Here is a 23136-nt window from a genome sequence, read left to right as displayed (position 1 = left end):
GTTAAGGTAGAAAGCATAATATATCTGCAAGGATCAGATTATGTTCGTCAGTACAAAGTTAAGTTCGCCTGAATCATCTATTAAAAATCATAATCATCAATTTAATAACTTTAAAGATTGGGTCAACTTCTTTCAAGATCAACAGATTTCGACGGCAGTAAAGACCGAACAGGCTGAGAACTATTTAAGAGATTTAATCCAGCAAGTTGATGTGGCTGGGCTGGAATGGCTGGATCAACCCAGACATGTAGAACAACATTTTCTGGAACAGCACCACCAAACCTGCGCAATCTTCCAGTCCTATGTAGAGCGGCGTAGACAGCAGCAAGGACGTGAATACTTCCCGACTGTGTCACATGCATTTGAGTTCCTGGCCAAAGTCGCACCTGTAAAACTGGTAGACGGCTCATGGCTGTATTCAACTGTGCAAAACTGGAATCGTCCGGAAACCAAAGACCTGATTTATATCTATCTGGAAGAACTAGGCATGGGTCATACCCGTGCCAATCATGTCACCATGTATCAGGACTTGTTGAATCATTATGAGCTGAACAGCTATGCTGAGCAACTGGATGCCAGCTATTATGAACAAGCAGCCGTGCAGCTGGCTTTGGCCTACGCACCACCCGAATATTTGCCGTTAGTAATTGGTTTTAATCTGGGTTATGAGCAGCTGCCCTTACACCTGTTAATTACCAATTATGAGCTGTCTGAACTCGGTATTGATCCGCATTACTTCAATGTACACATTACCATTGATAATGCTCACAACGGTCATGCACAAAAATCTCTGCAAGCCTATTTAGATCAGTATGCACTCGTTGAAGATCCTGCCCAGTATCTAGACCTGATTAAAAAAGGTTATGTGCTGAATGACATTGGTAAAAGTTCCACCCAGATCATCAAGCAGCTGGATACTGAAAAACTGGCTTTGAAAGTGTTTCAGAACAAAGCGCTGATTGGACAATATATCCATAACCAGAAATGCCAGTTTAGTGGCAAGACCATTAATGAGTGGTTATCCGATCCGGCACAGATTGCAGACTTCTTGAAAGTCATGATTGAAAAAGGCTGGATTGTAAAAGATGCACCTGTAGAACAAAGCCGGTTCTGGAAAATGATTGATAATCCAGATGGCAAAATGTTTGGTGTATTTAATGCGACTGAAAAACAGATTATTAAAGACTGGATTCAAGGTGAGACTTTTGCCGCTCGTCTGTCATCACGTAGCAGATCTCAAGTACATAACCAGATGGAACCGGTGTTGAACCGTATCGACCAGCAACAGATCCATCAACTGAAAAGCCGTCTGAATCGCTGTGCTGCTGCCGAACAGAAGATTGATCTGTTGATTCCTTATGTGGCACCGCATATGCATCATCAGGAAGTGGGCTTGTGGGCAACACGTCAGCTTTCTCAGTTGCTCTTCCCTTTTCAGACTCAAGCCATGACTTATTCTTAAAAAGGTCATTCATAAAAAAACAGGGCATTTTATATGCCCTGTTTTTGCTTCAATGCATTATACAAATTAAGCCGATTTACGTGAATTGATCTGACCTTTAATCACAGCTTTCACATTACCTTTTACGTAATTTAAAAATACCTTTAAAGGCGACAGTTTTGGATTTGGTCGATTACCTTTGGCAATTTCTTTAAATTGTGCGGCATACCAAATGATTTCCATAATCGCCATTTTATCGATCATTGGAATACCGGTTTTAATTTTCTCCACTGCATAACGTACATCCTGTCCAGCCACCAGACGGTTACCCAGATCAGGCTCGACCGCAAATGGACGTGCAATACCGACAAAATCACATGCACCGCTGTCAAGGGCTGCATTCATACCCACTGCGGTACGGAAGCCCCCCGTTACCATTAAATAACAATTAACTTCCTGACGGATCTTTTCGGCAAAATCGAGGAAATAGGCTTCGCGGGCAACCGTTGATGCTTTACGTTTCTCTGCTTTTACTCCGGCCATTGCAGGTGCTTCATAGGTTCCGCCAGAAACTTCAATCATATCGATCCCGACTGCATCCATCGCCTTAAAAACATAAATAACGTCTTCTTCACTAATGCCACCGCGCTGAAAGTCTGCCGAGTTTAATTTCACTGAAATGATAAAATTCTCTGAAGTTGCTGCACGTACCGCCTTATAGGCTTCTAGCAAAAATCGGCTGCGGTTTTCAATACTGCCACCCCACTGGTCTTGGCGCTTATTGGTCAGGGGCGATAAAAACTGGCTAATTAGATAACCATGCGCCCCATGTAACTGCACGCCTTCAAATCCCGCCTTTTCACAAATGGCAGCTGAAGTCGCAAAGCGCTGGATAATATCTAAAATTTCATCTTCACGCAGTTCACGTGGCGTACCGAAACTCATCGCCAGTGCCGGACTAAAAGGCACAGCTGAAGGCGCTACGGTTTCTTTATTCAAGCCTTTCGGGCATTGACGTCCAGGATGAGACAACTGTACCAGTTGCACCATGCCATGACGTTTGCCGACATTCGCCCAAGCTTTTAACTTTTCCAGATCACGTTCAGTTTCTACCACGACCACACCCGGTTCATTCTTGGCACGAAAATCCACCATGACATTACCCGTAATCGCACAGCCTAAACCACCTTTGGCCCACGCCTCATACAACTTTAAATGGGCCTGATTGGGTTGGCCTGCATCATTGGCCAACGCCTCACTCATGGCACCTTTAATGATACGGTTTTTAAACTGGGTATTACGGATCTGGATGGAATCGGCCAATTGTGTCATGTACTTTCCTGAAATGTTTATCTTATTTTGTATGTGTTATAACCTAACTTGCCATAATTGACAATTCATATTGTCAAATGGATACAAATTTTATTTGTAGATATTAAATCAGTCTTAAAAAATCATTTTAAATTTTGGGATCGAAAGCATCCCGGATGGCTTCACCGATATAGATGAGTAAAGACAAGACAATGGCTAAAGTCAGAAACCCGGATAAAGCCAACCACGGCGCATTGAGATTATTTTTACCCTGCAGTAATAATTCACCTAGAGAAGCGGTTTCGGGTGGCAAACCATAACCTAAAAAGTCCAGTGCAGTTAGTGCGCTAATATTGGCAGTCAGCATAAAAGGTAGTTGTGACAGGCTGGAACCCATCACATTGGGTAAAATATGCCTGAACATGATCCGGCCATGCCCTGCACCAATACTTTTCGCTGCCCAGACATATTCCAGATTTCTGGCCCGTAAAAATTCAGCGCGCACCATCGACACCAGTGTTGTCCAGCCAAAAAATAGCATGATCACAAATAGCCAGTAAATATTCGGACTAAACACACTGACCAGAATCATGACCATAAACAGCATCGGCAGGCTGCTCCAGACCTCAAGTGCACGTTGTCCGATCAGGTCAATCCAGCCACCATAATAGCCTTGAACTGCACCGACCAGCACACCTAATCCTGCCGACAGCAAAGTCAGTGCAAAGCCAAACAGCAAGGAAATACGCAGACCATATAAAATCCGTGCTAGCACATCACGTCCTTGATCATCGGTCCCCAGCCAATTTTGTTGGCTTGGTGCTGAAGGCACTGGAATATCGAGTGTCAAATTGGGGGTGTCATATGCAAAACGGATCACTGGCCAGATTGCCCAGCCTTTGGCATTAATCAGCTGCTGTACCGCAGGATCCTGATACTCGGCTTCAGTTTCAAAGACACCCCCAAAAGTCGTTTCAGGATATGACTTTATTACTGGCAGATAATAGGAGTCCTCATACTTGATCAGTAAAGGCTTATCGTTAGCGATCAGCTCAGCACCAAGTGACAAGATAAAAATAATGACAAAGGCAATGCAGCAGGCAAATCCGGTTTTATTATTTTTAAAACGTTGCAGGCTGGCGCGTAGCATTGGTGACATTATTTCAATCCTCGCGAATCGAAATGAATCCGGGGATCAATTACCCGATACAGCACATCACTGATCAAACGTAGCACCAAGCCCAATAAAGTAAAAATAAACAAAGTTCCAAAAATGACCGGATAATCCCGCTGCAGAATCGCTTCAAATCCCAGCATGCCCAAACCATCCAGATTAAAGATGATTTCAATAAACAGGTTCCCGACAAATAAAATACCGAGCAAAGCTTCTGGCAATCCAGCGATCAACACCAGCACTGCATTGCGCAGTACATGCCGATAGAGTACTGCCCTTTCCTGTAGTCCCTTCGCTTTTGCTGCCAGTACATAGTGTTTACTGAGTTCTTCCATAAAGGAAAATTTCACCAGATAAGTCAGCCGTGCAAAACCACCGAGTACCATAGCCAGTAGCGGCAAAGCCATATGCCAGAAATAATCCTGAATTTTTCCAAAGAAAGATAATTCATCAAAATTTTCCGAGCTTAATCCTTGTAAAGGAAACCATTGCAGATAGGAACCACCTGCAAAAAATACAATCAGCAAAATGGCAAAGATAAAGGCTGGAATGGCATAGCCCACAGCCAGCAGCAAAGACGTCGTTTGATCAAACAGACTGCCATGCTTTTTGGCTTTCTGGATGCCAAGAGGAATAGAAACCAGATAAATGAGCAAGGTACTCCAGAAACCTAGAGACAGTGAAACTGGCAGTTTTTCCCAGATCAGTTCAGTCACAGCTTGGCCTTTAAAAAAGCTCTGGCCCAAATCAAACTGAGCATAGCTTTTTAACATTTCCCAGAACCGTAAATGAACCGGCTGATCAAATCCATACTGAATTTTGATCTGTTCCAGCATTTCAGGGGTCAGGCCTTGCTGTCCCTGATATTGTAAGCCACCGATCGCCAAATTATTTGCATGCTGTGACTGATAGATAGCCTGTTCCACTGGACCACCCGGTGCAAGCTGAATCACCACAAAATTGATCAGTAAAACCATCAATAATGTCGGAATCATAAGAAGCAAACGTTTGACGATATAAGTGCTCATGGCACTCCCCAAAGCTGAAAACCTAGCGATATTTTAAGTACGGTGCCACTTGTCTGGCTTTAGCTGTATCCACCCACCAGTAATCAATACCCGCAGAAAGCTTGGGCTTGATCTTGGGCTGCCGATACATATTCCAGTAAGCATACCAGTATTCACCCGTACCATAGGTCGGAATATGATAATAACCGGCTCGCAATAAACGATCTAAAGCTCGGGTACTATAAATCAGCTGCTCCCGGCTTTGTGCCTGAACCACCTGATCAATTACCCGATCAATCACCGGATTTTGAATACCGGCATAATTATAATTGCCAGGCTGACGTGCCGCCTCACTGCCCCAAAACTGTTTCTGTTCCTGCCCCGGTGTCAGCGATTGCGGCATGGTATCCATAATCATATCAAACTGATAATTTCTTAGTCGCTCATAATACTGAGCCGTTTCCACCATCCGAATGTGAGCCTGAATTCCTAAACGTTTCAAATGCCGTAGATAAGGCATCAGATGACGCTGCTGTGCAGCCTGATGCAACAGAAATTCAATCTGTACAGGTTTACCTTGAGCAGTCACCAGTTTCCCCTGCTGATAACGGTAACCGGCATTCAATAAAATTTGTCGCGCCTGTAATAAATTTTTGCGGTTAAACCCGGAGGCATCTGATTGCGGATAATGCCAATCCTGTAATATCGCCTGACGTTGCACCGGATGCAATTTTGATAAATTTGGCTGTAATATTTCCAGCTCCTGAGCACTCGGCTTGCTTGTAGATGCCAGTTCACTATTACTAAAAAAGCTGTTCAGACGCTGATATTCTCCATGAAACAAGGCTTTATTTAGCCATTCAAAATCATAGGCCAGAGTTAAAGCTTGCCGGAAGCGAATATCAGCAAAGGGCTGACGTCGCGTATTAAAAATCAGGCTTTGTGTAGGAATCGGATTGTGATGCTGAAAACGATAGGTTTTGATTTGGCCTTGCTGTACCGCAGGAAACCGATAATCACTTACCCAGCGGTTGACCTGTTTTTCTTCATGCAGCGTAAACTGGCCAGATTTAAATGCCTCAAACTTGATTTCCGGACTACGGTAATAGCGATACTGTATGCGATCAAAATTATAACGGCCGCGATTAACTAACAGGTCTTTACCCCAGTAATATGGATTACGTTTATAGGAAATACTGCGTCCTGCATCAATACGTTCAATCACATAGGGCCCAGAACCCAAGATCGGTTTCAGGTTAATGTCCTTGAAGTTGCGCTTTTGCCACTCCTGCTGAGAATAGATCGGCATTTGCGTCACAATCATCGCCATTTCCGGATTATGGCGAGATTTAAAACTAATCTTAACTTTTGAAGGTGAAAGGACTTCGGTTTTTTTAATATCTGCCAGATACATCTGCAAGCCGAAATTAGACTGGGTCTGGTACAGATCAAAACTGTATTTTACATCCTTAGCCGTCACTGGCTGACCATTACTGAATCTGGCTTTAGGATTTAAATGGAAAATTATATAAGCAGTCTGCTTTGGGTCAAAACTGACTTTCTCCGCCAGCAAGGGATAATAAACGCCGGGTTCATCCAGGGATTTTGACATGAGGCTGTCAAAAATATAATTAATCCCTTCAGTGACATTCCCCTTACCATTCATACTGTTCAGATTATCAAAACTGCCATCGGCTGCCTGAATCAGGACACCACCTTTGGGCGCTTGCGGATTGGCATAAGGCAGAGATTTAGCCTGTGCATATTTGGGTACACTATGCAGTGCAATATAAGGCGTCGTAATGACTGCTGCCCCGCTGGAACTGATGATCCAGGGGGCAGCAAGAATCCATAAGATATGGACGGGATTAAACAATTTCACGATCCAGAAATTAGTTTGGAACCTTAATCACATCACCAATACGCAATTGAGTATTGGGTTTCAGTTCATTCATTTCTGCCAGTTCATTGGTTGCCATACCATAACGGGATGCCAGGCCGATCAAGGTATCGCCACGCTTCACCTTGTATTCAGTGACAAGTTTTGGAAGCTGAAGCGTTTGGCCCACACGTAAACCGGCACGTGGACTAAGATTGTTCAGGCTCGCCAGATCAGTAACGGGTACTCCTACACGATTGGCAATCGCAATCAGAGATTCCCCGGATTTTACCGTATAGGATTCTGTCGCCTTAGAAGATGCAGATTTTGTTGCGACTTTCAATGCTGGCTCTTTTTTGGCGATCTGAATATCTTCATTAATTTTTAAACGCTGTCCAATCCGCACATTGCTATTGGTATTCAAACCATTCAAGTCTGCCAGATAGCGTAATTGCAGATGATATTGGCGGGCAATCGAGCTTAAGGTTTCACCAGATTTCACGATGTGAGTATCTGATTTAACATTCTTTTCCTGAGTCTCGGTGACCACTTCCTGCACAGGTTCAGGACTGCCAGATAATTTTAGATGCTGACCCACACGCAGATTGGCACTACGGGAAATATTGTTCAGGTTAGCAATTTGATCCATCGACAGATTATATTTTGCTGCAATCCCGGTCAGCGTATCACCCGATTGAACCGTATAACTGTCAGGAACCTGACTACCGGCCGGAATCTTGATGGTTTGACCAATGCGTAAGCCACTGCTTGCAGACAGGCCATTTAACGCTGCCAGTTCAGATACCGTCAATTTACTTTGATTGGCAATGCTGTACAGGGTTTCACCACGTTTGACCTGATAGTTTTCTGTTGGCGTATGATCAACCTTAACGTTCTCAAACTTCTGTTCGACTTTTTCGGTTTTCTTACTGCTCGCAGTCAGTTCTTCAACTTCATTAAGAGGAACATTAATCTTCTGTCCGACCATCAAACTGCTACCCGCAGTTAAACCCGGAGTTAGTGCAGCAAGTTCTGCATTCGACAATGCGTAGCGATCTGCAATCAATTTCAGATACTCACCACGTTTAACGGTATAGGACTTGGTCTGAACTTTGGCAGTTTCGGCTTTTTTACTGTCTTCAGCTTTCGCTTTGCTGGCACTTTCTTTCAGGGAAAGCTTTTGCCCAACAAATAAACCGCTGGTCGTACTCAGATCATTATAATCAGCCAACTGTTTAACGCTCAGGCCGAACTGGCTGGCAACGCTGGTCAAAGAATCATTGGCCTGAACCACATAGCTTTCCGGTTTCTCTTTAGCTTTCGGTGCTTCCTGCACGGGCTTGGCATCATAGAGATAAATTGTGGTGCCCACATATAATGTAGAGTTTGGATCAATCTGGTTCCATTTCGCGACATCACGCCAGTTCACGCCATTTTTGGCTGCAATCAATGCCAGGTTATCACCCGGTAAAACCTTATAGGTACTGCGCTTACCTTTCGGTGCCACAACCACGACTTCTGAATCAGTTTTTACATAGTTTTTGCCCTGATTGAGTCGAGCTTCAACTGAATCTGCACTGGTGTTTACAGCGACTTCTTTCGGATACGAGAATCCTTTGGTCAGCTCCTTACCCTGCTGCTCGGCAATAGACTGACTGGTCTGAATTGCAGTCAGTTTGATCTTGCCATCATAAGGGTCAACAATTTCTGTGCCTGCAGGTGCCAGTGCTTTCAGCTCTTCAATGACCTGTGCCTGTTCAGCCGCAGTCGCCACAGGTTGTAAAAGCTCATCCACAGTTTTATTAATTTCTTCTGCTGACACCACTTTCTGGATTTGCTGACGTTCAGCTGCGGTAATTGGTGGCTCGACCTGGATAGGCTTCACCGAAGCCACTGGCGTCACAGCAACCGGAATACGTGGCGCGCTTGGAATAGGCAATTCACTTTTTACAGCAAATTCAGCAAGTGCTTCGGAACCACGTGGCGTGCTGACCCGTTTGGTGGTTTGTGCAGCTAAATTTGGTGTCGTCGTGGTTGACACTGCTGCTGGTACAGTCGTGGCTGGTTTAGGTGTTGTGGTCGCAGTTGGAGCTTTAGTTGCTGTTGCAGTCTTAGCAGTCGTAGTTGCAAGCACCGGTGGAGTCTGCTTGGCAGGTACGATGGTGGTACTGGTTGATGCTGGTGCTACAGTTGGCTTTGGAGTTACTGTAGTGGTCGTTTTAGGCGAGTTACTGACAGTACCTGCCCATAAGCCGCTTGAGCTCGACTGCAGTTTTTTCAGTTTTTCATCAATCGATGGACTTAAGTCAGCCGGAATCAAAATACGGCGTGGACTTTCAGGATCAATACGGTCACCACGATGTCCCGGGTTAAGCTGATACAGTTCAGCACGGCTTAAACCCGTAATCGATGCAATCTCATTTAAATTGGCTGCACCCACAGTCACTTCACGGAAGTGAGGACGGTTGGCAATCGGTGGCAAACTCACGCCATAAGTACCCGGATTTTTCACAATCTGCGCAACTGCCAGGAAACGCGGTACATAGTTCATGGTTTCCTGAGGCAGTTTCAAGGACCAGTAATCGGTAGGTAAACCTGCGGCCTTATTACGGTTAATCGCCTGCTGGATACGGCCTGGACCGGCATTATAAGAGGCCAAAGCCAATTCCCACGAACCAAACTGGTTATATAGGCTGCCTAGAAACTCATAAGCCGCACGGGTCGACTCAACGACATCACGACGGCCATCGTAAAGTGAGGTTTGTTTCAGACCATAAATACGGCCAGTACTCGGAATAAACTGCCATAAACCTGCCGCTGCTGCACTACTGGTCGCCGCCGGGTCATAAGAACTTTCAATAATCGGTAATAAAGCCAGTTCCGTAGGCATGCCACGACGCTCTGCTTCTTTCACCGTATAATATAAATAGCGTGATGCACGGGCACTCAGGCGGTCCAGATACGGCTGACGGGAAATAAACCAGCCACGCTGTGCATCAATACGCGGATTCCAGGTATTCAGATCCATCTTGAAACCCACGGTCATCCGTTTCCAGATATCACCATGCTTCAAAATCAGTAAACGGTCACCTTCAACCGCACGCATATCCGTTGCAGAAAGTAAATCTTCCAGCCCATCCAAACTGCTTGCATCTAGATATTGTGAGCCAACCTGCTTGCTTGACGCTTTCTGGGTCGCACTTTGTGTAGAAGAACAGCCCGTCAGTCCCAAGGAAGCGAGAGCCGTTCCAAGTACAGAAAATTTTAAAAATGCTGGTAATGCGGGCTGCCACAAAATTGCGGTTGGTTTATACATAAAGAAATCCAAACAATTCGTATATAAATTTATTTTTTAGATATGCCATTGTAGTGAAGCATGTCGTGGACACAAGGCATTAATTTACCCCGATTTCACGTTAAATGTTACAAGAAATTAAAAAAACTGGTGCATCTAGACGCATCAAGCGTATTTGCGTTATACAATATCCGCTTCAGCAAGTTCTTTTTTGATCGGATTTTAATTTATGTCTCACACTATCACGCTATATGTTGATGGCGCCTGTCGCGGCAACCCGGGTTTAGGCGGTTGGGGTGCGTACATAATTACCGAACAGCAGGAACACAAAATTTGCGGTGGCGAAGATCATACCACCAATAATCGCATGGAGCTGACCGCGGCGATCGAAGGCATCCAGTTCTGTCCGAAAGATGCCAAGCTGGTCATTTATACCGATTCCAATTATGTCAAACAAGGCATTACCGAATGGATTCATGGCTGGAAAAAGAAAAACTGGAAAGACGTTAAAAATCCGGATCTATGGCAAAAACTGGATGCCACCTGTCAAAGCCGCGATATTGAATGGCACTGGGTCAAAGGCCATGCCGGACATCCTGGCAATGAAATGGCCGATCAACTGGCCAACCAAGGCGCAGATGAAACCTTGAAAAAATCCAAATCAGTTACTGCAATCACTGAAAATAAAAAAAAATCTGAACCTGACTGGCTTCTAGACGACCCTTTTGGGCTTGATCTTGTCGATAGCGAAGAAGAACTCGAAGAGAGCATGGAAATGGCCGAAGAAGAAATGGAACAGACTGAAAATTTAGAAACAACTGAAAATACCGATGAGTCTGCTTCAGTCACTTCAGATTCAACCGAACTACATCCGCAAATTGTGATTACACCGCCGACCTTAGAGCTGCATGGCCCCCGTCAATTGATTCTGGATACGGAAACCACCGGTTTCTATTATCAGGATGGTGACCGGATCATTGAGGTGGGTGCGATCGAAATGATTAACCGGAAACTTACCGGCAGCTCAATCCATATTTATATCAATCCGAAAAAACCGGTTGGCGATTCGGTGAATGTCCACGGTATTACCGACGAGTTCCTGCAAGACAAGCCGCTGTTTGAGGAAATCTCACAGGTACTGTTTGACTATCTGCAAGGTGCCGAAATTATTGCGCATAACGCGACCTTCGATATGAACTTCCTGGATATGGAATTCAAGCGCGCAGGTTTTGTCGCGCTTTCTGAAGTTTGTGAAGTGACCGATACCCTGGCAATGGCCAAATCCAAGCATCCGGGACAGAAAAACTCTCTGGACGCCCTCGTCCGTCGTTATGAAATTCCACAGCGTGACCGTACCTTCCACGGTGCCTTGCTCGATGCGGAAATTCTGTCCGATGTTTATCTGGCCATGACCGGTGGACAGGTCTCTTTTGATATGGATGCCCTGTCACATACCGAAGAACAAGGCGGCAGTTCAGGCACTGTAAAAATCGAAATTGAATTGCCTGTGATTCTTCCATCAGATGAAGAACTTGCCGAACATGAGAAATGGGTCAAACAATTTGAAGAAAAGCATGGAACGCCTTGCCTTTTTGCCAAATAAAATCTAAATTTCAAGCAGTAATTTCGCTTTTAAAATACAGTTCTTCAGTTATAGTAATTCCAAAGAGGCCCCGTCCGATAAAGCGGGGCTCATATATAGATAATACTCAAGGAAAGGTGCAGATCCATGTCTTACCAAACCTCTATACATTTTGATCCAACAGCTTTACTGATAATAAAAAATGAGGTTGATAACTCGATCAAGTTAGTCGAATCAGCAGTAAGCACCTTGGTAGAAGATCAAACTTTACCTTTTGGCATTGACGATGCATTAAATCAGTTCGAACAATGTGCACAGGTACTGGCACTGATTGATATGCCGAATCTGGCACAAATTGCACAATATTCAGCAGAACTGATGCGCAAGATTATGGGGAATCCGGCGCAGGTCAACACTCAGGATGTGATCGCATTGAGTGAAGGCACCACCATGCTGAAACGCTATATCGAATTTATCTGCTTGCGTGAAGTGAAAATTCCACAGTTCCTGCTCGATACCCTGAACCGTCTGGAACTTGCGCTTGGTAAACCATTGACGACCGAAGGTCAGCATATTGAACCTTTGCTTGATCTGATTACTCCAGACTTCCAGTTACCCCAAGTACCAGGTCTGGAAAAATCCAAATATGTGCAACGCCTGTATAAGCTGTCTCTTAACAAACTGCTGAAACAGGAAGAAAGCGAGATGGACCTGCAAGCGATCAAACTGGTCGGTACTTATCTGGCAGGTCTTTCAGCAAGTCATCTAAGCAAGCAATACTGGCATCTGGTACATGTTGCTTTTGATAATATTGATCACCTGCTCATCAATGAACCACGTTTACGTACTTTAATCAGTATTGAACGCAACATGGCGCAGTACTTTAGTTCAGCCGACAGCTTCAAAGCCTCTCTGTCCGATCTGGCAAATGTATTAAGCTTATGTATTAGTCAGGAAGATGCAACTGCACAGCAAATCCGTAGCCAGCTGAATATTGGTGATGATCTACTGACAGATATGCAACTTCAGGTGTTCAGCCGTCACCTATATGGTCCGGACTTCGAAACCATGCATACCATTAGCGAACTGGTGACTGCGGAAATGACCCAGATCCGCAATGATATCGAATATAACTATCAGCACATGACACCTGAAAAAACTCAGGAACTCCAGACTCAGCTGAATAGCTTGGCCAATATCTTCAAGGTTCTGAATCTGAATGAAGCCTATCATGACTTAAACCGTCAGGCAGCTTCACTCAGCCAGGCAGATATTCTGAAAGATGAGTCTTTTGCCCAGCAGTTGATGAATGTGATTCTATCCGCGATGAACTCGATTGGTGTATTGGAACGCCATCATACTTCGAGCCGCTTGCAGCTACGTGTGAATAACATGAATATCTCGCTGGATCGTCTGGACGAAGCACATAACGCTTTGTTGAATGAAACCAAGGCACTGATTGAATTATCTAGCCAGATTCTGACTGATTATCTGCAGGATCAAGATCTGACCAAACTTGAACCTGTACCCATCCAGTTCTGTGAAATTGGCGGTGCTATGCTGTTCCTGAATGCTGAACATGTGAAAGCTGCATTCAATACAACTGCCCTGTTCATTAAAAACCGTATTGAACAGTCAGTTGCATTAACACCGGCAGAAATTCATCATGCGCTGGATGCATTGGCTAGTGCCGACATGATGATCGACAACTTAAAGAACAAACAGCCTGTATTACAGTCCATGTTTGAGGTAGCATTAGACAGTAGTGAGAAACTGAAAATCGTCGCCTAATGTCTAAAAAATTATCACTTGCTTATATTTTCCAGCAGCAACAGTTGCTGGTCGATCAACACTTTCAACTGCCTCAAGTTGAAGCTCTGGCAAGTGATTTGCTGCTGAATCCGGGTGATCAAGTGATTGCCCGCGATCTTCTTCCAGATGAGCCGATTCCTGAAGGCTTGCAACTGGTTCCAATCCGTCAATTATTACAGTTTTGGAATGTTCAGCAATTTGAACAGGCCAGTCGTGCTGTGCAACTCTTGGAATGGCGCCGGAATCACAAGTTCTGTAGCCATTGTGGTACTCCGACTGAAGCCCATGCTGTTGAATATGCCATGGTTTGCCCAGCTTGCCATTATCGTCAGTATCCAAGGGTGCAACCTTGTGTGATTACTGTGATTACCCGCGGTGAAGATGAGATTCTGCTGGCCAAAAATGCACGTAATACCAAAAGCCAGATGTATGGTCTGATTGCCGGATTTGTCGAAGTTGGGGAAACGCTTGAAGAAGCGGTACATCGCGAGACGCTGGAAGAAGTCGGCTTGAAAGTGAAAAATATCCAGTATTTGGCCAGTCAGCCATGGCCTTTCCCGAGTAATTTGATGATTGCCTTCAAAGCAGAATATGCTGGCGGTGAGCTGCAATTGCAGGAAGAAGAAATTAGCGATGCGAAATTCTTCAAGTTTGATCAGCTGCCTGAAATTCCATTTAAAGGCAGTATTGCCCATGCCATGATCATGCATGTGACTCAAGGTACACCGGTCGCAGATGATACCCGTAAATGGCTCTAAGGTTTTCAATTAAAAAGCCCGGTTTTTATACCGGGCTTTTTTATGGGAATTACCACGATCACAGATCTTCACTTGAAAGCATCTTCTAGCGCCCACATCACACGCGGCTTGGTTTCAAAGAACCGGCTAAACAAACTGGACAATGAACCGATCATCGTAATATGACCCAGTTTCGGAATGGTAATCAGCTCACTATGATTGCCATGGTCTTTTAAAACCCGGTCCAGATCCTGACTGTTGAAATGACCGACAATATTGTCCCGCCCTGCCATGAACAGATAATGTTTGGTGGAGGTATTTTCCACAAAATAATATGGCATGACCTGCTGATACGGAATCGACTGGTCAAAAGCATCGGCACAGATCGGATCATCTTTATAGTCAAAATGATAAGGACCTGCCAGTCCAATAATGGCGCGGATCTGTTCCCGCTCAATCATGGCCTTTTGTGGATGGTATAGCGCTGACATGACATTAAATGCCCCGGCTGAATGCCCCATCAAGACCAGATTTTCCGTAGAAATATTTAACTGGTCTGCATGCTGCTGCAAATGATTTAGCAATAAATGCAGATCATTAATATAGATCGGGAAAATGTGTTCAGGCGCTAGGTGATAATTCATCACCACCACATCATAGCCTTCTTTGGCAAAGGCTTCACCAATGAAGTGGTAATCCTTTTTATCACCATGCAGCCAGGCACCCCCATGGACAAAGACAATCAGGGGGCGATGTGCTAATGGCTGATGGCTTAAAAACAGATCAAAACGTTGACGGGCTTTTAAGCCATAGGCTAACTGGGTTTCAACACTATAACCCTGTTTGGGGGTTAACCGGTTCAGCGCATAACTGCCAAAATCATAGATCCGGAAATCTTTATAACGTTGTTGGACTTCAAGGATCTGATCTGACAGCTGCGTTTTAAATTGACTGACCTTATGGAACATCGGTCGGTTCAACTGTATCAGGATCGATGGCGACTGGAGTCTGTTCAACACCCGACTGTGCATAAGATGCAGGCGCTGCAAAATTCTGGTTAGTACTATAACCAGAGCGCTGATCCACGTTGTCGATGAGCGTGACAATTTTCGTGATATTCCCCACTTGTTGCAGCACCTGATTCAGGTCATCGATTTCAGCACTGTTCAGACGTCCCATCACATACAGTACACCATCTTCAGTATGCACATGCACTTTGCTGTCAGACACCACCGGTGCTTTCATAATCAAACCACGGGTATTCGCCGTCACGGCGGTATCCTGCATGATCGTAGTGTAGCTGCTCTGGTTACCCACAGTGATAAAGTTATGCACCGCTCTGACATCACTCATGGATTTGACATTATCTTCTGCCAATTGCTTGAGATGCGCATCCGGCACCTGCCCGGTCAACAGGACATTACCATGGAAGCTTTCAATATTGACCCTTGACTGTTTAAAACGTGAATCCAGTTTATAAAGATTAATTTTTGCAGTACGTACAATAGAAGAATCGATAAATACCTGTCCTAGCGTCCGAGCTCCATTTTCGGTACCTACAGGAGCCGTACCAGTACCGCTAGAAATAAAGCTGGCACAACCCGATAAACTTGCGACACACAGCATTGTTATTGCAATACGCTTAACCACTCAGCAAGACTCCTTAATTTTAATCAGTCTTATTTCAATATAATAATCTGTTTTTTCAAGGCCAGATGTTCTTCATCATACTTGAACTTTCCCATGATGCTGCAAATTTTATCTGCCGCATCAGATCTTATTTTATTCAAAGATTAATAAACTCTTGATCAAAAGTAAAAGCATTTTCAAACCAGTGCAGATCATAAGGGTATTGAGAAAAATCATGCTGTATGGTTTTTGCAAAATACCGATTAAAATCAAAACAAATCACATCAAAACGATAGTAATAATGTGCAAACTGTGGATTTTTTTGAATAAAACATACAGCCGTTTGTAGGACTTTTCGTTGCTTGGCAGAGGAAACAGATTCATAAGCCAATGCATAACCCGTTTTAGCTCGTGCTTTTACTTCGACAAAGACCAGTTCCTGCTCACGCTGCATGACCAGATCAAGTTCACCATAGCGGCTATGCCAGTTTCTGGCAATGAGCTGAAAGTCTTGTTGTTGCATCAGTTGCGCAGCTTGTTGTTCTGCCCATACACCTAATTGTTTCTGCATCGCTGACTCTTATAGTGCCTTGAGACCTTTGGCACTCTGCTGAAAACAGGATGGTGTACGTTGTATGCCCTGATCCGATACCCGAATCATTCCAGTACGACCCTGGAATTCAATATTGCGTATTTTTTTATTGTTTAAATAATACTGGGTGATTTGCCAGGCATCGCCACCAAAAGCAATCAAGCGCTGATAGGACATATTCACCGGTGCCTGTTGATGAGCCTGCATCACATCAGGCCAGTTAGCAAAATAAAGTACCGGCACATCGCAGAACTTGATGCCTCGTGGCGGAACATGCTGTTCATTAATTGCATTTGCGACTGTATAAATCCGTTTATGTCCTAAACCATGTAAGGATTCCAGCCAGTCTGCATTGCCAAGCAATAGTATCCCCTGCTTGCTCTTCAGAAAAAATGGCGGCTTCTCGATCATTTCCAGTTGCAGCTCACTCTGGCTAAGTAGTGACATTAGCAAGAGTTCATGTTCTGACTCACTGCCCGGTTGACGCAGCACAAACAGTTGCTGAATCCCATCTAGCGCAATCTGCTTCTGTAATGCAGCTGCATCTTCTTTTTTCGACAGGCTAAATTGCCAGATATTTGGGGCCGTGAGGCTAGTTTCATTCAAACTCAGTGTACGAATCTTGGGTTTAGTCTGCACCAGCTGCTCTACATCCTGACGTGCCAGAGGGCCGATCACCATTTGCGTCTTTTTACTGACATGCTGTTTGAGTAACTGAGAGATTTTTTTCTGGTCTGAATTGACCCATTTCAATGGTACTTTCTGTCCGGACGCCGTATATGCACTGAGAAATCCTTGCTTGATACTCGAAGCGGCTCGCGCCAAGGGGCCGGTTTCAGGTAGAATAATCAGCACTTCCGCTTGTACGCTGCTGACGCAGGCCAGTAACCCCAAGCCCAGAATTTTGTTTTGAATCTTCCATTTTTTATTATTCGATTTATTCCACATGGAGAAACCTATGAGTGCTCAGTTATTTGTTGTTGCGACTCCAATCGGGCACTTAGATGATATTAGTTATCGTGCAATTAATGTATTGAAATCGGTGAGTCTTATTGCAGCTGAGGATACACGAACTTCTGCACAATTACTTAAACATTTTAATATTCAAACACCTTTGACAGCCTGTCATGAACATAATGAAAGCAACAAGATTGATCAGCTGATTCAACGCCTGCTCAATGGTGAAGATATGGCATTAATCAGTGATGCTGGCACACCACTGATTAGCGATCCAGGATTCAAGTTTGTCCGTGCTGCGCAAGAACATAATATTCGTGTGGTTCCTGTGCCGGGTGCATGTGCTGCAATTGCCGCTTTAAGCGCAGTAGGTTTACCGAGTGACCGTTTCAGCTTTGAAGGCTTTTTACCGTCTAAACAAAGTCAGCGACTCTTGACTCTGGAAAAACTGAAAGATGAAACCCAGACCTTAATTTTCTATGAAGCACCACACCGCATTCTGGAATGTGTTAAAGATCTGGCAACGGTATTCGGTGCAGAGCGTCCTGTCGGTTTTGCCCGTGAAATTACCAAGACCTTTGAAACCATCAAGAAAATGACACTGGGTGAACTGGTCGAATTTGTTGCCAATGACCATAACCAGCAAAAAGGTGAAATCGTACTGGTGATTGGTGGTTCTATCGAAGAGAAAGATCTGGATCAGGAAAAACTGGATAAATTGTTACTGCGTTTATTGCAGGATCTGTCTGTCAAAGCAGCTTCACAACTGGCTGCCGATTTGACCGGGATTAAGAAAAAAATCGCCTATCAACGTGCTTTGGAACTAACCTCTGCCAACGATTAATTTTTCTTTACCCATAAAAAACACCACAATCAATGTGGTGTTTTTTTATTCGTTAATATCAAGTGCAATTATTCTCTTGCAACAGATTCATCAGCTGGAACTTCAGTAATACGGCCACCGCTTGCCAGGAAAGCCGCAATTTCATCTTCAAGTGCCTGACGTTTTTTCTGCTTAGCAGTTACAGTTAAAGTTTCAGCTTCTAATACGTCTGTATCATTCACAACTTCTTCGCTACTTGCAGCACCTTTTTCTGCTGCTTTTGCTTCATCGTCGTCGATTACAGGATCTTCTACATCATCATAATCATTTACGTCTGTCATTTTGCTCTCCCCACAAATGGCTTCGCTTTTATCTATTAAACCAAGCTTTAAATTAACTGAAATTTAGCAATCTCTTTGGTCTTCGCCTAGCCCTAATTTTCAAAAAATCGTATCTTTTTTAAACAAAATGGTTACTCTTTATAGATGTTTGTTTAAAAAATTTACATTCGGTCGCTAGGCTGAATAACGTGTATCTTTGAGTAAACTTAAACCATTCGCCTGAGCCATAAATGCATCTTTCAGGACTGTCTGTTGCTCGACCTGTTTCAGCCCGAAATTACGTGCCCACACCACTGGGAAAAGCTCTGTAGTTTCCATCCAGCCAATCGCCGACATGCTATGCATCATGGCATCATTCTGGCCTTTACGGCGATGCTCATAACGTTTCAAGGTCTGTTCATGGGCCCACACTCCACGCGCTTTGTCATGCAGCAACACGTCACAGAGTACGGCAGCATCCAGACAGCCGATATTAACCCCTTGTCCAGCGAGCGGATGAATCACATGCGCAGCGTCACCAATTAGTGCCAAGCCATCTTGTACATACTGCTGTGCAGCACGAGCTTTGAGTGGGAATTTCGCTCGTGCTGTCGCTTCCAGCACTTCACCCAGCATATGATAGCTTTCACGGGTCAATAGTTGAGTGAAGTCAGCATCTGATAGCGCTGCATACTCATCGGCATAATCATCAGGTAATGTCCAGACTATGGATTGCCAGTGGCCTTGCTCTTCTTCTTTAAGACTCGCCATTGGCAGATAAGCCAAAGGACCAGTTTCCAGAAAAATCTGACGGGCCACATGCTGATGTGGCTGGGCTGTTCTAATTGCGCAGCTGATTCCGGCCTGTTTATAGTCCAGTACATCGATATCGATAAAGGCTTGCTCGCGCACAAAGGAGTTCGCGCCATCTGCGCCAATGACCAACTTAGTTTTGAGCTGGGTGCCATCTGCCAGATGAATGATCCAAACATCTACTCCACGTTCAACCCGGTTAACTTTGACCTGTGTGCGGTAATCTTGCACCTCTTCAAGCATCTTTTGCTGGATGGCCAGATTCAGAATACTCGGTTCCACCATTGAGCCTAGCGCCTGCTCTACAGAAGGTGTTCTTTCCGAAGAATGACCAAAGTTAATTTCACCATAGCCATTTTTATTCCAGACCTGCATTCCAGTATATGGCTGCTGGCGTGCAAGTTTTTCCCACACACCTACGGTTTTTAATAAATGAATAGTCGCCTGACTTAGAGCCAAAACCCGCGGATTGGCTACGCTTAAAGTTTTGTCTGCATCCAGAATAGGCGCAGCATCCAGAACAGTCGCTTGCACACCACCTTGAGCGAGTAATAAAGCCGTTAGACCGCCTACCAGACCGCCACCAACAATCACGACATCTAATACATCAGAACTTGGATTCAGACTCATGCTTTTAACCCCATGGCATAGTTAGCGACTAGTGGCTTGATACCAGGAATGGTATCAAAAGCAATCAGTCCGGTATTACGGATCAGTTTCAAGAATGGATTCTGGTTACTAAATCCACGTACGACTGAATCACAGAACTTAATCACTCTTTGCTGGTCATTCAAACGGGATTTTTCATAATCCTGTAATACTGCTGCATCACCTAAGTCTGCACCTTGTGACTGCTGTTCTTTCAGGTAGCGCACCAATACATGCGCATCTCGCATACACAGGTTAAAACCCTGACCCGCTACTGGATGAATTGTATGTGCAGCATTACCCATCAAGACCACGCGGCCCACAGCCTGTTTTTCTGCTAATACTTGGGACAATGGAAAACTGAAGCGCTTACCTGTTTTCTGGAATTTACCGGCACGATCGCCATAGGTTTCTTGTAAGGCGTTCAGGAAATGCTGGTCATTTTCTTCACCCAGCCATTCTCCTTCCGTTCCTTTTTTCACAGGCCAGACTACAGAACGACGATATTCACCTGGAAGTGGTAATAAGGCTAATGGGCCTAAGTGGCTAAACCGTTCAAAGCCAACATGATTATGTGGCTTAGAAGTTTGAACGGTAGTGACAATGGCGACCTGATCATAGTCATGTTCTGAAGCCCCAATACCGAGCGCTTTACGACAGAAAGAATCACGCCCATCAGCAGCAATCACCACTTTGGATTGAAGTTTCAATAAAGCATCACCACGTTGTGCTTCAAGATAAGCAAACTCAGCATCTTGAGTCAGAGAGCTGACCTGAACCCCATCAATCAGTTCAATTAAAGGTTCTTTTTTGACTTGAGTTAATAGCACACGACCTAGCCAGGCATTTTCAATCACTTGGCCAAAGCTTTCGACTTTTTCCTGTTCTGCAATTAAGCGCGCCTTACCAAAACTGCCCTGCTCAGTGATATTCACTTCAAGAATCGGCGTTGCATGTTCCTGCAAGGCATCCCAAAGCCCAAGTTCCTGATAAATCTGTACACTACGGCGTGACAAGGCACTATTACGTGCATCAAAACTGGAATGATAGGGTGCAAGATTTACATCATCATAATCTGGATATTTGATCGCTTCCAAAAGCTTGACTGCAATATTGGTTTTCGCCAACATCAGCGCGAGACTCAGGCCGACCATACCACCACCGACAATGATGACTTCTTGTTGCATGCTGTAATCCTTTCAATATCGTATCTATATACATAGATACTTATAATCATGATGAATTTTATATTAGCCTAAAAAATTTCTTTTTTATAATAAATTAGGTTGCGGTTTCGAAGCGAAGTCTGCTTGTGGTTAATTTATAGCTCACCTCAACGTCCTACTTAAATTTTTCAAAATACAGAAGTATCATCTGCCTGATAAAAAGCAGAAGAATTTTGGCACTGATTGTTAGGTTTAAAAGCTTGGCTTGGTATGAAATGATGAAGATGGGATCTGGATATAATTTTTTGAATTAACAATATTTATGTTTTTGAATTTATATAATATTTTTTATTTAACTTATTTAAAGTAAATACTCATTTTAAAAAATCATGCGATACGTAGCTTTAGCTTATATCGCATGATGATGTAAGGATTAACTTGCTTTCAATGTATAGGCATGGTCATTCAAACTTGCCAATATCTGTATAAATTGAGGAATGGTCTCGGCATTCAAGGTATAAGGATTGAATTCATCCAGATTATGTTCGGCAAAGAATCCAAGAATATCCTGATGGATATTGGCATATTTCATATGCCAGTCTGAGAAGAGACGGTCATTCACATCTTCAAAATACAGAACTTCACAATTTTTATGTCGAGGATCTTTCAAGATTTTTTTATAGAACAGATCTTCAATCTTGTTCCTATCTCCTTCCAGACATTGAACAAAGTAACCATTTCCATAATACAGAGCCCCAAAAATCGCATTACGTGAATTGAAATTCAACGCTTCTGTCAGAATATTGAATAGATCATTCATTGGATCTTCGCAATCATACAACTTACTAACATATAAAAGTCTTGCGTCGCTCATTGTCTACCTCAATATTTTAGATTATGTACATTACTCAATATTTTTCTGTTTAATATATATAACTGATTTTATAAAAATTTTCTATGATCAGATACAAAATAATTTATCGAATAGTAAAATAACTTGAAAAATAAAATGAATTTTTATATAAATTCAGCCACTTGCTTTGAACATGTATTTTTTAAATATTTCTATATTAAAAAGCTTCAAAATTTTGCTATTTGAGATCTGCCATCAAGTATCAGTTTTTTACTTTCTAAATGCCCATGTAATTTGAGCATCAGTTATCTTTGCCAGAACAGCGGCAACCCGACCAAAATACAAATCAGTGATTTATTCTCTATCAGTAGTGCAACTGTTACAAATCCACTAGCAAAGATGAAGGAAAGGATTAAATGAGTCGCTCTATTCAATTTTGAAACGACAGCCAAGTCGAGCTCAAGCAACTTATTAAGTATGTACATTCTTCCTCTTTTCTCAAAATATTTTTAAAGGGTAATTGTTTTTAATTTCTGAATGATACAAAAAACATGCTTATTTAATAATCAATCTTGTACTCTTTGACTTACAGCTATTCAAGTCCTTTACCCCTATTTTAGTTAAATGAATTTTCATATGATGATTACATCAGGAACAGGGAGTTCCACATAAGAATAACAATAGATAAGCACAAGGACAGTAAGGTACGACAGGAGTTATACCAAGCTAACCAATACGAAAAACCCCGGCAGGATGCCGGGGTTTTTTATTATTTAATGATTAAAAATTTGAAGATGATACTGAAGTTTCTAAACAGAAATCTTAGCAATCACTACTACCTATATCTTTCATCTACTTATAGAAAATTCCCAAATTTTGGTGTGAAGTTAATAATGTATACGTGATCTTTGAATTAATTCATCAATGGTTTCTGGAATTTCTTTTATTAAGCTGAGTACTTTTACTTTTTATTAAAATTTTGAAACATATTTTAAGCCGGTTAATAAATAATAATAATTAATAAAAAATTCATTTTTTACCAGTTTCTAAACTCTAGTGAATATTTGAGTTCCCGTAAAATACGGCTACTTTTATAT

18 protein-coding genes are annotated in these 23136 nt (G+C 43.3%); 5 read left to right on the top strand and 13 right to left on the bottom strand.

The features are described 5' to 3' along the window. Positions 1-40 precede the first annotated feature (40 nt). Positions 41-1462 (top strand): iron-containing redox enzyme family protein, encoded by a 1422-nt coding sequence (locus O4M77_RS04715; RefSeq protein ID WP_323713936.1) that lies wholly within the window; start codon positions 41-43, stop codon positions 1460-1462. A gap of 66 nt (positions 1463-1528) precedes the next feature. Here O4M77_RS04715 and O4M77_RS04710 read toward each other — a convergent pair whose 3' ends face one another. The 5 genes from O4M77_RS04710 to O4M77_RS04690 form a co-directional block, all read right to left on the bottom strand. Further along, positions 1529-2773 carry an NADH:flavin oxidoreductase/NADH oxidase family protein gene (locus O4M77_RS04710; protein ID WP_180053185.1) on the bottom strand — a complete coding sequence of 415 codons (1245 nt, stop codon included), beginning with the start codon at positions 2771-2773 and terminating at the stop codon, positions 1529-1531. A gap of 127 nt (positions 2774-2900) precedes the next feature. Continuing rightward, positions 2901-3911 carry an ABC transporter permease gene (locus O4M77_RS04705; RefSeq protein ID WP_323713935.1) on the bottom strand — a complete coding sequence of 337 codons (1011 nt, stop codon included), beginning with the start codon at positions 3909-3911 and terminating at the stop codon, positions 2901-2903. Further along, entirely contained in the window at positions 3911-4954 is a 1044-nt protein-coding gene (gene yejB, locus O4M77_RS04700) for a microcin C ABC transporter permease YejB (RefSeq protein ID WP_004782850.1), read from the bottom strand. Before yejB ends, O4M77_RS04705 begins: the two co-directional genes overlap by 1 nt. 22 nt (positions 4955-4976) lie before the next feature. Further along, a complete protein-coding gene (locus O4M77_RS04695; protein ID WP_323713934.1) occupies positions 4977-6809 on the bottom strand; it encodes an extracellular solute-binding protein in 1833 nt (610 codons plus the stop codon). A gap of 16 nt (positions 6810-6825) precedes the next feature. After that, complete coding sequence (locus tag O4M77_RS04690; protein ID WP_323713933.1) at positions 6826-10128, bottom strand: lytic transglycosylase; 3303 nt, start codon at positions 10126-10128, stop codon at positions 6826-6828. Between the two features lie 208 nt (positions 10129-10336). Between O4M77_RS04690 and dnaQ the strand changes: the two genes are divergently transcribed. The 3 genes from dnaQ (at position 10337) to nudC (ending at position 14259) form a co-directional block, all read left to right on the top strand. After that, complete coding sequence (gene dnaQ, locus O4M77_RS04685) at positions 10337-11710, top strand: DNA polymerase III subunit epsilon (protein ID WP_323713932.1); 1374 nt, start codon at positions 10337-10339, stop codon at positions 11708-11710. A gap of 126 nt (positions 11711-11836) precedes the next feature. Continuing rightward, positions 11837-13480 (top strand): chemotaxis protein, encoded by a 1644-nt coding sequence (locus O4M77_RS04680; protein WP_323713931.1) that lies wholly within the window; start codon positions 11837-11839, stop codon positions 13478-13480. Beyond that, positions 13480-14259 carry an NAD(+) diphosphatase gene (nudC, locus tag O4M77_RS04675; protein WP_323713930.1) on the top strand — a complete coding sequence of 260 codons (780 nt, stop codon included), beginning with the start codon at positions 13480-13482 and terminating at the stop codon, positions 14257-14259. Before O4M77_RS04680 ends, nudC begins: the two co-directional genes overlap by 1 nt. 68 nt (positions 14260-14327) lie before the next feature. Here nudC and O4M77_RS04670 read toward each other — a convergent pair whose 3' ends face one another. The 4 genes from O4M77_RS04670 to O4M77_RS04655 all read right to left on the bottom strand — a co-directional run bounded on the left by O4M77_RS04670 (position 14328) and on the right by O4M77_RS04655 (position 17407). Further along, entirely contained in the window at positions 14328-15206 is an 879-nt protein-coding gene (locus O4M77_RS04670) for an alpha/beta hydrolase (protein WP_323713929.1), read from the bottom strand. Continuing rightward, complete coding sequence (locus O4M77_RS04665; RefSeq protein WP_159123345.1) at positions 15196-15888, bottom strand: BON domain-containing protein; 693 nt, start codon at positions 15886-15888, stop codon at positions 15196-15198. The genes O4M77_RS04670 and O4M77_RS04665 overlap by 11 nt, the downstream gene beginning before the upstream one ends. 136 nt (positions 15889-16024) lie before the next feature. Continuing rightward, positions 16025-16438, bottom strand: a complete 414-nt coding sequence (locus O4M77_RS04660) for a YraN family protein (RefSeq protein WP_159123344.1) — start codon at positions 16436-16438, stop codon at positions 16025-16027. Between the two features lie 9 nt (positions 16439-16447). Further along, complete coding sequence (locus O4M77_RS04655; RefSeq protein ID WP_180104595.1) at positions 16448-17407, bottom strand: penicillin-binding protein activator; 960 nt, start codon at positions 17405-17407, stop codon at positions 16448-16450. Positions 17408-17417: 10 nt separating this feature from the next. Between O4M77_RS04655 and rsmI the strand changes: the two genes are divergently transcribed. Next, positions 17418-18260 (top strand): 16S rRNA (cytidine(1402)-2'-O)-methyltransferase, encoded by an 843-nt coding sequence (gene rsmI / locus O4M77_RS04650; RefSeq protein WP_323713928.1) that lies wholly within the window; start codon positions 17418-17420, stop codon positions 18258-18260. A 68-nt stretch (positions 18261-18328) separates the two neighbouring features. On the opposite strand, the gene O4M77_RS04645 is transcribed toward rsmI, so the two are convergent. The 4 genes from O4M77_RS04645 to O4M77_RS04630 form a co-directional block, all read right to left on the bottom strand. Continuing rightward, on the bottom strand, positions 18329-18580 hold the full coding sequence (locus O4M77_RS04645; RefSeq protein ID WP_004782870.1) for a hypothetical protein: 252 nt from the start codon (positions 18578-18580) through the stop codon (positions 18329-18331). Between the two features lie 174 nt (positions 18581-18754). Beyond that, entirely contained in the window at positions 18755-20002 is a 1248-nt protein-coding gene (locus tag O4M77_RS04640; RefSeq protein ID WP_166138271.1) for an FAD-dependent monooxygenase, read from the bottom strand. Further along, complete coding sequence (ubiH, locus tag O4M77_RS04635) at positions 19999-21207, bottom strand: 2-octaprenyl-6-methoxyphenyl hydroxylase (protein ID WP_034703738.1); 1209 nt, start codon at positions 21205-21207, stop codon at positions 19999-20001. The genes O4M77_RS04640 and ubiH overlap by 4 nt, the downstream gene beginning before the upstream one ends. Positions 21208-21619: 412 nt before the next feature. Further along, positions 21620-22060 (bottom strand): BLUF domain-containing protein, encoded by a 441-nt coding sequence (locus O4M77_RS04630; protein WP_004782875.1) that lies wholly within the window; start codon positions 22058-22060, stop codon positions 21620-21622. Positions 22061-23136 lie beyond the last annotated feature (1076 nt).

Source organism: Acinetobacter sp. YWS30-1, assembly GCF_033558715.1.
Taxonomy (GTDB): Bacteria; Pseudomonadota; Gammaproteobacteria; order Pseudomonadales; family Moraxellaceae; genus Acinetobacter.
The sequence above is the reverse complement of the archived record's forward strand: the minus strand, read 5'-3'. Positions and strand labels throughout refer to the sequence as shown.